At 71.3% G+C, this 14,935-nt stretch carries 12 protein-coding genes; 4 read left to right on the top strand and 8 right to left on the bottom strand.

Annotated elements, in window-relative coordinates; genetic code table 11:
• Positions 1 to 7 precede the first annotated feature (7 nt).
• Together AW272_RS15920 and AW272_RS15925 are read left to right on the top strand one after the other, a co-directional pair.
• Positions 8 to 769, top strand: a complete 762-nt coding sequence (locus AW272_RS15920; RefSeq protein WP_245657567.1) for an SDR family NAD(P)-dependent oxidoreductase — start codon at positions 8 to 10, stop codon at positions 767 to 769.
• Between the two features lie 165 nt (positions 770 to 934).
• Positions 935 to 1,678, top strand: coding sequence for an HNH endonuclease family protein (locus AW272_RS15925; RefSeq protein WP_066365221.1), 744 nt, complete (start codon positions 935 to 937; stop codon positions 1,676 to 1,678).
• A gap of 5 nt (positions 1,679 to 1,683) precedes the next feature.
• Here AW272_RS15925 and AW272_RS15930 read toward each other — a convergent pair whose 3' ends face one another.
• The 6 genes from AW272_RS15930 to aceB are packed head-to-tail and all read right to left on the bottom strand — an operon-like array spanning position 1,684 to position 8,020.
• Positions 1,684 to 1,899, bottom strand: a complete 216-nt coding sequence (locus tag AW272_RS15930; RefSeq protein WP_066365222.1) for a DUF2277 domain-containing protein — start codon at positions 1,897 to 1,899, stop codon at positions 1,684 to 1,686.
• Positions 1,900 to 1,908: 9 nt separating this feature from the next.
• Positions 1,909 to 2,679 (bottom strand): IclR family transcriptional regulator, encoded by a 771-nt coding sequence (locus AW272_RS15935; RefSeq protein ID WP_066365223.1) that lies wholly within the window; start codon positions 2,677 to 2,679, stop codon positions 1,909 to 1,911.
• The gene (locus AW272_RS15940; protein WP_066365230.1) at positions 2,676 to 3,902 is read right to left on the bottom strand and encodes a (Fe-S)-binding protein; all 1,227 of its coding nucleotides are present in this window, start codon (positions 3,900 to 3,902) and stop codon (positions 2,676 to 2,678) included. Before AW272_RS15940 ends, AW272_RS15935 begins: the two co-directional genes overlap by 4 nt.
• A gap of 1 nt (position 3,903) precedes the next feature.
• Positions 3,904 to 5,016 carry an FAD-binding oxidoreductase gene (locus AW272_RS15945; RefSeq protein WP_066365233.1) on the bottom strand — a complete coding sequence of 371 codons (1,113 nt, stop codon included), beginning with the start codon at positions 5,014 to 5,016 and terminating at the stop codon, positions 3,904 to 3,906.
• A complete protein-coding gene (locus AW272_RS15950; RefSeq protein WP_066365235.1) occupies positions 5,016 to 6,434 on the bottom strand; it encodes an FAD-linked oxidase C-terminal domain-containing protein in 1,419 nt (472 codons plus the stop codon). Before AW272_RS15950 ends, AW272_RS15945 begins: the two co-directional genes overlap by 1 nt.
• On the bottom strand, positions 6,431 to 8,020 hold the full coding sequence (gene aceB / locus AW272_RS15955) for a malate synthase A (protein WP_066365237.1): 1,590 nt from the start codon (positions 8,018 to 8,020) through the stop codon (positions 6,431 to 6,433). Before aceB ends, AW272_RS15950 begins: the two co-directional genes overlap by 4 nt.
• A gap of 139 nt (positions 8,021 to 8,159) precedes the next feature.
• Between aceB and AW272_RS15960 the strand changes: the two genes are divergently transcribed.
• Entirely contained in the window at positions 8,160 to 8,846 is a 687-nt protein-coding gene (locus AW272_RS15960; RefSeq protein ID WP_245657568.1) for a DUF4097 family beta strand repeat-containing protein, read from the top strand.
• Here AW272_RS15960 and AW272_RS15965 read toward each other — a convergent pair.
• On the bottom strand, positions 8,843 to 10,189 hold the full coding sequence (locus AW272_RS15965; protein WP_066365250.1) for an FAD-binding oxidoreductase: 1,347 nt from the start codon (positions 10,187 to 10,189) through the stop codon (positions 8,843 to 8,845). The two genes, AW272_RS15960 and AW272_RS15965, sit on opposite strands and share 4 nt — an antisense overlap.
• A 141-nt stretch (positions 10,190 to 10,330) precedes the next feature.
• On the opposite strand from AW272_RS15965, the gene AW272_RS15970 reads away from it, so the two are divergent.
• The gene (locus AW272_RS15970; RefSeq protein WP_066365252.1) at positions 10,331 to 13,606 is read left to right on the top strand and encodes an ATP-binding protein; all 3,276 of its coding nucleotides are present in this window, start codon (positions 10,331 to 10,333) and stop codon (positions 13,604 to 13,606) included.
• Here the strand turns inward: AW272_RS15970 and AW272_RS15975 are convergent.
• Positions 13,588 to 14,922: an FAD-binding oxidoreductase gene (locus AW272_RS15975; RefSeq protein ID WP_066365253.1), complete on the bottom strand. Its 1,335-nt coding sequence runs from the start codon at positions 14,920 to 14,922 to the stop codon at positions 13,588 to 13,590. The two genes, AW272_RS15970 and AW272_RS15975, sit on opposite strands and share 19 nt — an antisense overlap.
• Positions 14,923 to 14,935: the final 13 nt, after the last annotated feature.

Consider the following 14,935-nt stretch of genomic DNA (forward strand, 5'->3'; position numbering starts at 1 on the left):
GGCGGCCGTGATTCTTGAACGTTTTCGTCTCAACGGGAAAGTCGCGGTCGTCACGGGGGCCTCATCCGGCCTGGGTGTCGCCTTCGCGCGAGGGCTCGCCGAGGCCGGGGCCGACGTGGCCATCGGCGCACGCCGGGCCGAACGGCTGGAGGAAACGCGGCGGCTGGTCGAGGAGACCGGCCGCCGTTGCGTTGCGGTGCCCACCGACGTGACCTCGCCCGCCGACTGCGAAGCTCTCGTGGCCGCGGCCGTCGAGGAGCTGGGCGGGGTCGACATCCTGATCAACAACGCCGGGGTCGGGACTGCGGTGCCCGCGTTGAAGGAGCGGCCCGAAGACTTCCGGGCGGTCGTCGACATCAACCTTCACGGGGCCTTCTACATGGCGCAGGCCTGCGCCCGGGTGATGAAGCCCGGCTCCTCGATCGTGAACATCGGGAGCATCCTCGGCGAGACGACCGGCGGGTTGCCGCAGGCCGCCTACTCGGCGTCGAAGGCGGCGATCACCGGGCTGACCAGGGATCTGGCGCAGCAGTGGACGGGACGTCGAGGGATCCGGGTGAACTGCCTGGAACCGGGGTTCTTCGCCTCGGAGATGACCGAGCAGTATCCGGCGAGCTACCTGGAGACGATGCTCAAGCTCCGCGTCCCGGCCGGACGGGTGGGGGAGGCGGAGGAACTGGTCTGCGCGGCGATCTTCCTGGCCTCGGACGCGGGCTCCTACGTGACGGGGGCCGTGCTGCCGGTAGACGGCGGGATCCTGATCACCTGAAGGCCGGCCGGGACCGGACATTTCGCCCATCTCTGACCTCATGTGAGGGATCGGCGGGGTCGTTCACGCCACTCAAGGTCAACTTGCCGCCCCCGACCTCTTAAAGCCCGAAATTTGGGCATTTGCTATACCTGGGCAGGCAATTACATGACCTGGGGGTGAGCGGTGCTGCGCAAGACAGGCGCCGGGTTCGTGCTGGCGGGATTACTCGTGTCAGGCTGCGCTGCGATCGATGCGGCGGCGCCTCCGGGCGACTCCGCCGGGGGAGGGGCTTCGTCGTCCGGGACGAACCCCCTGAACAACCCCGAGGGCACCAAGCCCGGTCTGGCGGTGATCGGGTCCAACGCCGACCGCAAGGAAGCCCGTGAGCTGATCGACAAGGTGGAGACCAAGGGCCGAGGGCCGAAGACCGGATATGACCGTGACGAGTTCGGCTACGCGTGGGCGGACAACGCCGACGACATCCCCCTCGCCCGGAACGGCTGCGACACCCGCAACGACCTGCTCCAGCGCGACGGCGAGGAGATCGAGTTCCGGAGCGGCTCCGACTGCGTGGTCGTGTCGATGACCTTGGACGACCCGTACACGGGAAAGACCATCGACTGGCGGAAAGAGGACGCGTCGGAGGTCCAGATCGACCATGTGATCCCGCTGTCGTACAGCTGGCAGATGGGCTCCGCGCGCTGGACCGACGCCGAGCGCAAGCGGCTGGCCAACGATCCCCTCAACCTGCTCCCGGTCGACGGGTCGACCAACTCCTCGAAGAGCGACTCCGGACCGGCGTCGTGGTTACCGCCGGTGGGGAAGATCCGCTGCTCCTACGTGGTCAGGTTCGCCCAGGTCGCGCTGAAGTATGACCTTCCGGTCACCACGGCCGACAAGGAGATCATGCTGACGCAGTGCGCCTGAAGCGTTCAGGCCTTCGCGCCCCGGACCTCCAGCGCCGCCAGCAGTTTCGCGCTGGCGGCGGTGATCTCCGCGACCGCCTCGTTGAAGGCCGCCGCGTTGTGAGCCGCGGGTGTCCGGAAGCCGCTGATCTTGCGGACGTATTGGAGCGCCGCGGCCTCGACGTCGTTCTCGGTCACGTCCTCGGCGAACGGCGGGCGCAGGGTCTTGATGCTTCGGCACATGCCTTCAACCTAGCCGCGCATCCTGACATTCTCAGCAGGCCGGCTCCGGGCGCCGAACACCTCCGCGCCGAAGTCGCCGGCGATCTTTCGCAGGCCCCGGGCCAGCTCGTCGCGGTCGAGGGCGGAGACCCGCTCGACGGGTCCGGAGACGGACATGGCCGCCACCACGCGTGAGCCGTCGGCCACCGGGACGGCCAGGCAGTGGACGCCCGATTCCTCCTCGCCCAGGTCCATCGCGTATCCCTGCCGGGCGACGACCGACAGTTCCGTCATCATCGTGGCGATCGACGTGATGGTCTGTTCGGTCCGCCGGGGGAGCCCCGTGCGTTCGAAGACGGCCGCCGCGTTGGGATGGCCGGCCAGCAGGACCTTCCCGACCGCCGTGCTGTGGGGGAGCACCCGACGCCCGACCTCGGCGAACATGCGCAATCGCCGGGGTGACGGCACCTGGGCCACGTACACCACGAAGTCGCCTTCGAGGACCGCCATGTTGGCCGTCTCGCCGGAGAGTTCCACCATTTTGGTCAGGTAGGGCTCCGCCCAGGCTCCGACCAGCCGCTCGGCCGCACCGCCGATCCGCACCAGGGCCCCGCCCAGCGCGTACCGCCGGTCGGACTCCTGCCGGACGTACCCGCGCGTCAAGAGTGTCTGCAGCAGACGGTGGATGGTGCCGTAGGGGAGGCCGGTCCGGGCGGCGATCTCCGACAGCCCGGCCTCGCCGCCGTGATCGGCCAGGGCTTCGAGCACGTCGAGCGCCCGCTCGACCGACTGGACGCTCACCGCACCGCCCCGAGCCCCCGCAGCGAGGCGTCGAGCACCTGGGCGGTGTGGGCGACCGGCATCACCGGGCGTCCCATCCGCCGCATCGCGGCGGTGATCTGCATGGTGCAGCCAGGATTGGCGGAGACCAGCAGGTCGGCCCCGGTGTCCTCGACCCGGCCTGCCTTCCGCTCGCCCAGTTCCCGGGCGGGCTGGGGCTGGAACAGGTTGTACGTCCCCGCCGACCCGCAGCAGATGGCCGACTCGGCGATCTCCCGCACCTTGAGTTCGGGGATCTGGTCGAGCAGTTCACGAGGCTGCGACCGCACCCCCTGAGCATGGGCCAGATGGCAGGCGTCGTGGTAGGCCACGGTCACCGGCAGCGGATGCCGCACCGCCACGGGCCCCAGTTCGACCAGGAATTCCGCCAGGTCGCGCACCTTCAGGCACTCGGCCCGCCGCTGCCACCCGGGATCGTCGGCCAGCACGTCGGCGTAGTCCTTCATCGACGACCCGCACCCGGCCGCGTTCACCACGACCGTGTCTACCCCGGCCTTCTCGAAGGTCTCGATGGTCCGCCGGGCGAACCGATGGGCGTCGTACCCGGAATGCAGGGAAAGCGCCCCGCAACACCCCTGACCAGGCGGAATGACGACGTCACACCCTTCGAGCGCCAGCACCCGCGCGGTGGCCCGGTTCACGTCGGGGAAGAACGCCCCCTGCACACACCCGGTCAGCAACCCGACCCGGGCCCGCAGCGGCCCCCGCGCCCGGACGAGCGGCGGCAGGGGACGAGAGCGTGACCGGGGCGGCGTCAGCTCGGCCAGCGCCCCCAACGTCGGATGCACCCGATCGAGGAACGGCGCCAGCCGGCGGTTCAACCGGGTGAAGGGCTTGATCAGGCGCAGTCGCCGGGGATAGGGGAACAGCGCGAACACCAGAGCCCGGACCGCCCGGTCACGCGGCGTCCGCGCGTGTTCCCGTTCGACGACCGGCCGCGTGTGCTCGATGAGCTTGTCGTACTGAACCCCCGAAGGGCACGCCGTCACACACGCCATGCAGCCGAGGCAGGCGTCGAAATGCCCCGCCATCTCGGGCGTCATCTCGGCGCCCTCGTTGTATTGGGCCATCAGGTGGATGCGGCCACGCGGGGAGTCCATCTCCTCGCCCCACAGCACATAGGTCGGACACGTCGGCAGGCAGAACCCGCAGTGCACGCAGTCTTTGATCAGCTCTGGGTCCATGTCAGAGTCCTCCCGCGAGCCGTCCGGGCGACATTCGCCGCTCGGGGTCGAACCGCTCCTTGACCCGCCGCATCAACGGCAGCGACGGGATCGGGCCCCACCGGTCCCCGGTGAGATCGCCGGACAGTCCGACCAGGCGGGCATGGTCGGGCAGCGCCGAGCGCCACGCGTCCAGGTCGGTGGAGCCGGAGGCCAGGTAGACACCGGTGGCGAGCGAGCCGCGTACCGAGATCCCGTCTGGAACAGAAGGAGCCACGCGGCACCGCAGCGAGTGGAGCGGCGAACCGGGCGGCTGACCCCACCACGCCGGAGCCTCGGTATGGACGTCGCCACCCTCGAACAGCTCCCGCGCCGCCAGAGCGCGTTGCTCGGCGGCGGGGCCCTCGAACAGCGCGGCCACCGTCGACAGCCCCTCGGCGGGGTGGTCGATCTCGACCGCGCTCGGTTCCAGCTGGGATCTGAGCAGGTCCCCGGCGTCTTCCCAGCCCTCACACTCGAACGACAGCCAGCGGCGGTCGGCCGGGATCGGGTGGAGCCGGAACGTCGCCTCGGCGATCACGCCGAGGGTTCCGTAGGAGCCGGTGAACAGCTTGCCGAGGTCGTATCCGGCGACGTTCTTCACGACCTTGCCGCCGGCCCGCGCGATCGTCCCGTCGGCCAGCACGACCGTGACGCCGATCAGCAGGTCGCGCGCGTTGCCGTAGCGGAACGCGCGGGGGCCCGGCGAAGGAGCCGCCAACGTCCCGCCGATGGTGGCATCCGGGAACGGGACGTCGAGCGCGAGTGCCTGCCCGGCCTTGGCCAGGACCTCGGCCAGCCGGGTCACCGGGATGCCCGCCTGGACCCGGACCACCAGGTCACCGGCCACGTGTTCGAGCACGTCGTGCATCGAGGACAGGTCGAGCAGCACGTCGACCCGCTCCGGAGGGGCCGCCCAGCCGAGCTTGGTGCGGCCCCCGGCCGGGGTCACGGCCAGGCCGCCGTCGGCGCAGGCGCCCATGACGACGGCGATCTCCTCGACGCTCTCGGGTTGGGCGACCCAGCGCGGCGTCACGCCGCCGACCGCGTCGAGCGGGCCGCCGTCGCGGATCATCACTCCCGTGTGGCCGAGCATCAGAAGATCTCCCCGGGTGAGCCCTTGTGGACGCGGGGCACCTCGCCGCACAGCCTCGGCGTCGGGAAGACCTTGCCGGGGTTGGACCGGCCGCCGGGGTCGAAGGCGCAACGCAGGAGCTGCATGGTGTCGAGGTCGTCGTCGGTGAACATTCTCGGCATGTAGCGGGCCTTGTCGACCCCGACGCCGTGTTCGCCGGTGATCGAGCCGCCGTGCAGGATGCACAGGTCGAGGATCCGGCCGCTGACGATCTCGGCCCGTTCGCCCTCGCCGGGCGCGGTGTCGTCGAAGAGCACCAGAGGATGCAGGTTCCCGTCGCCCGCGTGGAAGACGTTGGCGACCCGGATGCCGAACTCGTCCTGCAGCGCGTCGATCCCGGCCAGCACCTCGCCGAGCGAGGTCCGGGGCACGACGCCGTCCTGGACGATGTAGGCGGGGCTGATCCGGCCCACGGCCGCGAAAGCCGACTTGCGGCCCTTCCAGATCTTGGCCCGCTCGTCGGCCGAGGCGGCCACCCGCTGCTCGAACGAGCCGGTGCCCACGCAGATCGCGATCACCTCGGCCAGCTGGGCCTCCACCTCGGACGAGGGGCCGTCGAGCTCGACGATCAGCACCGCTCCGGCGGCGGCCGGATAGCCGCAGGCCACGGCTGCTTCGGCGGCTTCGATCGCGAGGGCGTCCATCATCTCGATCGCGGCCGGCATGATGCCGGCGCCGATGATCGCCGAGACCGCCTGACCGCCGGCCTCGATGGTCTGGAAGGCGGCCAGCAGGGTCGTCACCGATTCGGGGGCCCGCATCAGCCTCACGGTGATCTTGGTGGCGATGCCCAGCGTGCCCTCCGACCCGACGAACGCGCCGAGCAGGTCGTAGCCGAAGTCGTCTTCGGAGATCTCGATGATCTCCCCTTCCGGGGTCACGATCTCCAGGGCCAGTACGTGGTTCACGGTGAACCCGTATTTCAGGCAGTGGGCCCCGCCCGAGTTCTCGGCCACGTTGCCGCCGATCGAGCAGATCTGCTGGCTCGACGGGTCGGGCGCGTAGTAGTAGCCCCGGTCGCGGACCGCCTCGGTGATCGCCAGGTTGGTGACCCCCGGCTCCACCACGGCCCTGCGCTGGTCGAGGTCGATCGAGAGGATCCGCCGCATCCGCGACGTCACGATGAGAACCCCGTCGGATCGGGGGAGCGCGCCCCCGGACAGCCCCGTGCCCGAGCCGCGCGCCACGAACGGCACGCCGAACTCGGCGCAGACCCGGACCACCGCCGCGATCTCCTCCGTGGTCTCCGGCAGGACCACGACCATCGGGGTCGCGCGGTGGTAGGTGAGGCCGTCGCACTCGTAGGTCCGCAGCCGGACCGGGTCAGTGATGACCCGGTCGGGCGGGAAGAGAGCGTCGAGCCGGTCGAACACCGTCACGGCATCTGAGAATACGCCGGAAGGGTCAAAAACTCGGCGAAGTCATCGTCAAGAGCGACTTGCTTGAACAGCGCCGTGGCCTGGGTGAACAGGGTCTCGTCCCAGATCGGTTCTTTCCTGATCTTGTCGAGCTCCTCGTCGATGATCCGCTCGACGAGCTCCTTGGTGACCACCTCGTGGGTGTCGGCCAGCTCGATGTCGTTGTGGATCCACTGCCAGATCTGCGAGCGGGAGATCTCGGCCGTGGCGGCGTCTTCCATCAGGTTGTGGATCGCCACCGCGCCGCTGCCGCCCATCCAGGCCGCGAGATATCTGAGCGCGACGTCGACGTTGCTCCGCAGGCCCTTCTCGGTGATCTCGCCCGGGGTCTTGGAGACCGACAGCAGGTCTTCGGCGGTGACCGACACCTCTTCGCGCTTGCGGTCGATCTGGTTCGGCCGGTCGCCGAGGACGTCGTCGAAGACCTCCTCGCAGATCGCGACCAGGTCGGGGTGGGCCACCCACGAGCCGTCGAAGCCGTCGCCCGACTCGCGGGTCTTGTCGGCCCGCACCTTCTCCAGGGCGACCGCGTTCACCTCGGGGTCACGGCGCGAGGGGATGAAGGCGGCCATCCCGCCGATGGCGTGGGCGCCGCGCTTGTGGCAGGTCCGCACCAGGAGTTCCGTGTACGCCCTCATGAAGGGCGCCGTCATCGTCACGGTGTTGCGTTCGGGGAGCAGGAACTCGCGGCCACGCGTGCGGAACTTCTTGATCACGCTGAACAGGTAGTCCCACCGGCCGGCGTTGAGACCGGCGGAGTGGTCGCGCAACTCGTAGAGGATCTCTTCCATCTCGAAGGCCGCCGGGTAGGTCTCGATCAGGACCGTGGCCCGGACGGTGCCCAGGGGCAGGCCGACCGCGTTCTGGGCGGCGACGAAGACGTCGTTCCAGAGGCGGGCCTCCAGGTGGGACTCGATCTTCGGGAGGTAGAAGTAGGGGCCCTTGCCCTTGGCCAGCAGGCGGCGGGCGTTGTGGAAGAAGTAGAGCGCGAAGTCGAAGAGTGAGGCGGAGACCGGCTGCCCGTCGACCGTGAGGTGCTTCTCGTCGAGGTGCCAGCCGCGCGGGCGGACCACGATCGTGGCCAGCTTCTCGTCGGGCTTGAGCGCGTAGGACTTGCCGCCGCTCTCGAAGTCGATCTCGCGGTCGAGGGCCGCGCGCAGGTTGAGCTGCCCGTTGAGGTTGTTCTCCCAGGTGGGGGAGTTGGCGTCTTCGAAGTCGGCCAGCCACACCCGGGCGCCGGAGTTGAGCGCGTTGATGGTCATCTTGCGGTCGACCGGGCCGGTGATCTCGACCCGGCGGTCTTCCAGACCGAACGCCGGAGGAGCCACCTGCCAGTCGCTCTGCCTGATTTCTTCCGTTTCGGGAAGGAATCCGAGCGTGCCCCCCGCCGACAGTTCGGCCTGGCGGGTCTGGCGGGCGGCCAGGAGGTCGCGGCGGCGGTCGTCGAAGGCCCGGTGGAGTTCCGCCACGAAGGCGAGGGCCTCGGGGGTGAGGATCTCGTCGAATCGGTCGGACATCGGGCCGTTGATCTCAACGCCGTTCGTCATCGCCCACTCTTTTCCACTCTGCGGAAAACTGATTCTGTCTAATGGAAGATTATCAGAGGGCGTTCCTGAGGGTCCTCTCAGGGAGCGGTGGGGGCCATCCCCGATGGGATCGGGGCTCCGCGGCTCCCAGACTGATGACATGAGAATGAAGAGCCTCGCGGCCGTGGGTCTGCTCGCCGGATCCGCGCTGGTCTTGACCGCATGCGGCGACCTCGACTTCGACTTCGGTCCCCGCAACGAGGCCGTCGAGAAGTACGACATCAAAGACGCCGTCACCACGCTGCGCATCGAGGCGGGGTCGGGTGACGTGGTCGTCAACGAGTCGGCCCGCACCGGCATCGCGGTGACCGAGACGCTCCACTACCGGGGCGACAAGCCGACCGACGGCCACGAGGTCGGCGGCGGCACCCTGACCCTCTCCTACACATGCGCCAACTGCGCGATCGACTACAACGTCGAGGTCCCGAAGGGCCTGAACGTCAAGGTCGAGACGGGCTCCGGCGAGATCACGCTGCGCGCGCTCAGCGGCCCGGTCGACGTGTCGACCGGCTCGGGCGAGGTCGACGCCAGCGGCCTGCTGGCCAAGACGTTCGTCGCCGAGGCCGGTTCCGGCAGCATCGAGGCCAAGTTCAGCGCCGCCCCCGACTCGGTCACGATCGAGACCGGCTCGGGCGACGGCATCGCATGGGTCCCCGGTGGCACCTACAACGCCACCCTCCACACCGGCTCGGGCGAGCGGGCCGTCGAGGTCACCAACGACCCGGCCGCCCCCAAGAAGATCGTCATCCAGACCGGCTCGGGTGACAGCAAGGTGCTGAAGCTCTAGCGCACGGGGTGGTTCGACCGGAACGTGCCCAGGGGGTCGCGTCGGATCTTGATCCGGCGCAGGCGGGCGAACGTCTCGGCGGGGAAGGCGGTGTCGGCCGGTTCGTCGTGGCCGAGGAACGTGAAGACCTTGCGGTCGGACGTGCAGGGCGAGAGTGCCCGCGCGATCGAGGCCTGCCGTTCCCTGATCGGCCCGGCCATCTCGGGCCACAGCAGCATGCCGCCCGCGTGGACCTGGTACTTCTCGGTCAGGTGACCGCAGGCGCCCGCGTCGGGACGCGGAACGGCCAGCGCGCCGCCGAGGTGGCGGATCATGACGAAGGCGAGCGGGGCGACCGTGCCGGGGCCGGTCGCGGCGAGCAGCGTGGTGGCGGCCCGGTCGTCGAGGTCGGTCAGCAGGTGTGAGGTGACCAGCGCGGGGGTGGGGTCGGTCGGCTCCATGCAGATCTCGCCGAGCCGGTCGACCGGCAGCATGCCGCGGGTGTCCATGACCGCGCCGGGGATCGCGTCGAAGTGGGCCAGCAGCTCGCGGGCCTTCTCCTCGCCGCCCAGATAGGTGACGTCCAGGCAGACCGCCGACAGGCCGCGCAGCGGCTCGGGCAGCTCGGGGAGCGGCGGGAGCTGGAGCAGGGTGAACCACAGGGTGAGGTCGTCGGGGGCGGTGCGGGTGGCCTCGCGGAAGGCGGTCAGCACCTCGGCGGCGCGGGCGGCGGGCCACATGAGGCGGCCGCCGAACAGCTCGGGGGCGGGGAACAGACTGATCTCGACGGCGGTGACGACGGCGTAGTCGCCGCCGCCTCCGCGCAGCGCCCAGAACAGGTCGGGGTCGCTGCCGGCGGTCACCCGCCGGTGTTCGCCCTGGGCGTCCACCAGTTCGAAGGCCACCACGTGGTTGGCGGCGAAACCGTGCTTGCGGCCGAACCAGCTCAGCCCGCCGCCCAGCACGAACCCGGTCACGCTGACGGCGCCGGTGCTCCCGGCCAGACCGGTCAGGTCGTGCTTGGCGGCGGCGGTCAGCACCTCCTGCCACGACGCGCCCGCCTCCACCCGGGCCACCCGCTCCTCGGGGCGCACGTGCACCGCGCGCATCCGGGAGGTGCGCAGCAGGATCGTCCCCTCGAACCCGGCCGACGGCGCGTGGCCGTTGGGCTGGGTGGCGACGGCCAGGCCGTAGAGGCTCGCGTGGCGGACCACGGCGGCCACGTCGGCGGCGTCCTCGGCCTCCACGACGGCCAGCACGCGCTGGTCGACGGCGCCGTCCCACGGCTCCCTGGCCCGCTCGAAACCCTCGTCGCCGTCGGTCAGCACCCGGCCGCGGATGACCTGACGCAAGTCGTTGATCATGATTTCTCCTCGTTCGTCTGGATCGAGGATCCGTGGGGGGATTTGGTGCCGGGTTGGTGTGCGGTTGGAGAGTGACTTGAAGCCGCTTTGAAGGGGTGTCGTTCGGTCGTAGTGTTGGCGTCGATCGACGCAAGGAGAACCGTGGAACCGCTGTTCTTTCGCCTGTTCGGGCCTTTGGAGGTCCGGCCGGGGAACGGCGGGCCGCTCGATTTGGGCCCGCCCAAGCAGCGGGCCGTCCTGGCGCTGCTGGCCCTGGAGGCCGGCCGCATCGTGCCGCTCGACCGGCTCATCGACGAACTGTGGGCCGACGAGGCACCCTCCAGCGCGACGGGGACGCTGCAGGCGTACATCTCGCACCTGCGAAGGGCCCTGGAACCCGGTCGTCCGCCGCGCACGCCGCCGAAGACGCTGCTGACGAAGGAGCCCGGTTACCTGCTGGCGGTGCCGCCGGGGCAGATCGACCTGGCCAGGTTCACCCGGCTGGCCGAAGATGGCCGCCGGATGCTGGTCCGGGGCGATCACCGGGGCGCGCGGGAGACGCTCGACAAGGCGCTCGACACCTGGCGCGGGGAGCCGCTGGCCGAGTTCGCCGACTACGAGTTCGCCCGGCCCGTCGCCGCCCGGCTCTCCGAGGTGCACGCCTCGGCGTCGGAGGACCGGCTCGACGCCCGGCTCGCGCTCGGCGACGCCGCCTCCTGTGTGGCGGACCTGGAGCGACTCGTCCAGGCTCATCCCTATCGCGAGCGGATGTGGGGGCTGCTGGTGCTGGCCCTTTACAGGTCAGGCAGGCAGGCCGACGCGCTGGCCGCCATCCGGCGGGTGCGCGCCCTGCTGGCCGACGAGCTCGGCATCGAGCCAGGGCCCGACCTGCGGCGGATCGAGAAGGCCGTCTTCGACCAGTCGGCCGATCTGGCTTTTGTACCGGAGACTCCCCTCGCGGTCGCCGCCGCCGCGCCCGCCGCGGCACCGCGGCTGATCGCACGCGGACCGCAGCTCGCCCGGGTGGCCGAGCGGGTCATGGACGCCCGGCGCGGCCGGGGCGGGATCGTGCTGATCACCGGCGAGGCCGGGATCGGCAAGACATTGTTCGTGCGGACCGCCGGTGAGGAGGCCCGTGCCCTCGGGCTGCGGGTGGTCTGGGGCCGCTGTTCGGAAGGTGACACCGCGCCCGCGTTCTGGCCGTGGCTCCAGGCGGTGCGCGAGCTGGGCGAGCCGGGCCTGGAGGCGGCCGGGCTGCTGTCGGGCGAGGTCGCCGAGCCGACCGTCGACCCGGGCGCGGCCCTCTACGACCTGCACGACAAGGTGTTCGGCGCGCTCGTGGCGGGCGGGCCGACGGTGGTCGTCCTCGACGACCTGCACGCCGCCGACATCGCCTCACTCCGCCTGCTGGCCTTCGCGGCCGGGCAGCTCCACCGGCGCTCGGTGCTGATCCTGGCCACCATGCGCCCCGAACCCGGCCGGGAGCCCGAGCAGCTCAGCGGCGCGCTGGCGCAACTGGCCCGCGAGCCCGGCGTCGAACGCCTCCCGCTGCCGCCCTTCGGCCTGGCCGACGTCGCCGCCTTCCTCGGCCGCGACGACCCCGCGCTGGCCGAAACCCTCTACCAGCGTACCGGCGGCAACCCCTTCTACCTGGGCGAACTCCTGCGCCTGGCCAACAGCGAGCACGGCCTGACCGAGGTGCCCGACGGCGTGCGCGAGGTCATCGGCCGCCGGGTCGCCCGGCTGCCCGACCGCACCAGGGAACTCCTGCAGGTCGCCTCGGCGCTCGGCCGCGACGTGTCGCTCGACGTGCTGTCGATCGCCGCCGGCGACTCGGCCGAGGAGATCATGTCCGGCCTCGAACCCGCGGTCGCGGTCGGCCTGCTGTCCGAGTCCGACGGGTTCGACTACCGCTTCAGCCACGTGCTGGTCTGCGAGTCGCTCTACTCCGGTCTGCCCCGGGTGGCCAGGGCGCGCCTCCATCTGAAGGTGGGCGAGGCGATGGAGTCGCTGCCCGGCGGCGACGTCACCGCCCGCCTGCCGGTGCTGGCCCACCACTTCGCCATGGCCGCCCGCGTCGGTGGCGCCAGAAGAGCCGTCGAGTACGCCGCCCGCGCCGCCCGCCGCGCCTGCGCCCAGCGTGCCTACGACGAGGCGGTCGAGCTCTACCGCAGGGCGGTGGCCGCCCTCGGCACCTCAGACCCCGCCAAACGGGTCGAACTGCTCACCGAGCTCGGCCGCGCCCAGCGCGCCACCGGCGACGTCTCGGGCGCCCACGCGATCCTGGAGGAGGCCATCGAGCTGGCCGAGACCCTCGGCGACCGCAGCGCGATGGCCGGGGCCGCCATGGTCTACGGCGGCGTCACCGTCTGGAACTGGCGCTTCTACGGCGTCGTCGACGACCGCATGGTCGCCCTGCTCGAAGACCTGCTGGCCGGGCCTCTGGAGGACTACCAGCGAGCCGCCCTCCTGGGCGCCCTCAGCCTGGAGCTCCACTACAGCCCGCGCGTGCTGGAGGGCCGGGCGCACGCCGTCGAGGCCGTCGAGATCGCCCGCCGTCTCGGTGACCCCGACCTGCTGGCCCAGACGCTGAACAACGCGCTCACCGCTTTCTGGCTGAACGACGGTCTCGCCCGGCGGATGGCCTACTGCGACGAGATGCTGGCGCTGCCCGGCCTGCCCAGGTCGACCGAGCTCGTCGCCCGCATCATGCGCATGGTCGTCACCCTCCAGACCGGCGACCTCGCCGCCTGGGAGGCCGACCTCGGCCGCTGCCGCCGCCTGCTCACCGAGGTCCATCGGCCCGACCTGGCCGCCATGGTGTGGGTGGCCGAGTCGACCGGCGCCGCCCTCGCGGGGCGCTTCGACGAGGCGATGGGCTACTACGCCGACATCGCCCGGCTCCTGGGCGCCACCACCATGTGGGGCCTCGAAGACTGCCGGCTGCTCGCCCTGTACGCCGTGAAGGAGTCCATCGGCCGGATCGGCGACCTGGCCGACGAACTGATCGCCGCTGCCCACGACCCGGTCCACTCCGTGCTGCGCACCTTGGCCGTGCTCGCCGCGATCGACGCCGGACGCCTCGACGACGCCCGGCGGCTGGCCGGACGCTGGAGCGGCTGGACCCCGCTCGACTGGAGTGGCGACTTCGTCACGGCCGGCTGGGGCCTGGTGGCGGCCCGGATCGGGATCCCCGACCCGGCCGCCGCCTACGCCGCGCTCGAACCGCGCGCCGACCAGTTCGTCGTGATGGGCAGTTCCGTCACCTGCTGGGGATCGATGCGGCTGGTGCTGGCCGAACTGGCCGCCGCTCTCGGGCGGCCCGATCTGGCCGGAGAACACGCCGTCGCAGCGCTCGAGACCCATGTCCGTCTGGGCCTCCCGCACCTGGAGCAGCGCAGCCGCGCCCTGCTCGAGCGCTACGCCAGCACCGGGTAGTTGCTGCGGAAGGTCCCGTGCGGGTCGCGCCGCCGCTTGATCTCCCGCAGCCGGGCCAGGGCGTCGGCCGGGAACGCCGCCGCCTTCTCACCGGGGGAGAGATACGTGAACGGCTTGCGACCGGTCGTGTACGGAACCAGCGCCCGCGAGATCTCGGCCTGCCTGGCCCTGACCGTCGCGGCGACGTGCGTCGCCGGGGCCACCCCGAGGAGACCGAGCAGGTAGGGCTCGGCGATGTGGCCGTGCGCGCCGTGGGCGTCCGACGGCCGGGCGATGGCCCCGCCGAGGTGCCGGACCTGCACCGACACCATCGGTCCTCCGGGGGCGGACAGGATCGTCGTGGCCGCCTCGTCGGTCAGCCCGGTGAGGACCTGGCCGGTGAAGATCGACGCGCCGGGCTCGGTCGGCTCGTCGCAGATCGTGCCCATCTCGTCGGCCCGCAGCGGCCGCCGCGAGTCGATCATCAGGCCGGGGATCGCCGCCAGCCGGTCGGTGAGGGCCCGACCTTCGGTCTCGGCGCCCAGAAAGGCCAGGTCCAGGACGACCGCCGACAGACCGCGGATCGGCTCCGGCACCTCCGGGAAGGTCGGGAACTCCAGCAGGTCGAACCACAGGGTGAGCTCGTCGGGGGCCGCCTGGGTGGCCTCGCGGAAGGCGTCGAGGACGTCGGGGGCGTGCCGCGAGGGCCAGAGCAGCCGCCCGCCGAAGATCGACGGTGCCGGGAACAGCTCGATCTCCACGGCTGTGACCAGCGCGAAGTCCCCGCCGCCGCCCCGCAGCGCCCAGAACAGGTCCGGATCATCGTCGCCGGTCACCCTGGCCGGGTGCCCGTCGGCGTCGACCACCTCGAAGGCCCGCACGCTCGACGCGCCGAACCCGTGCCGCCGCCCGAACCAGCTCAGCTCGCCGCCGAGCAGGAACCCGGTCGCGCTGACGACGGGGGAGCTGCCGCACAGCCCGGTCAGGCCGTACTTGGCCGCCGCGGCCTGCACCTCGCCCCAGTTCGCGCCCGCCTCGACGCGGGCGGTCCGGCGGACCGGGTCGACCTCCACGTTCCGCAGCAGGTGGGTGCGCAGCAGCACCTCGCCGTCGAGGCCGCCGCCCGCGCCGTGCCCGCTGGGCTGGGTCGCCACCGCCAGCCCGGCCATCCGCGCGCACCGCACGGCCGCCGCGGCGTCGGCAGCGTCCTCGGGGACCACGACGACCCGTACGCCGCCCTGGTCGACGGCCCGGTTCCAGGGCGACCTGGCCGTCTCGAAACTCTCGTGGCCGGGGACCAGCACCCGGCCCCTGATCGCAGTGCTGAAGTCATCCATGGCCACACAGTGG

The organism is Herbidospora mongoliensis (assembly GCF_001570545.1).
Lineage (GTDB): Bacteria > Actinomycetota > Actinomycetes > Streptosporangiales > Streptosporangiaceae > Herbidospora > Herbidospora mongoliensis.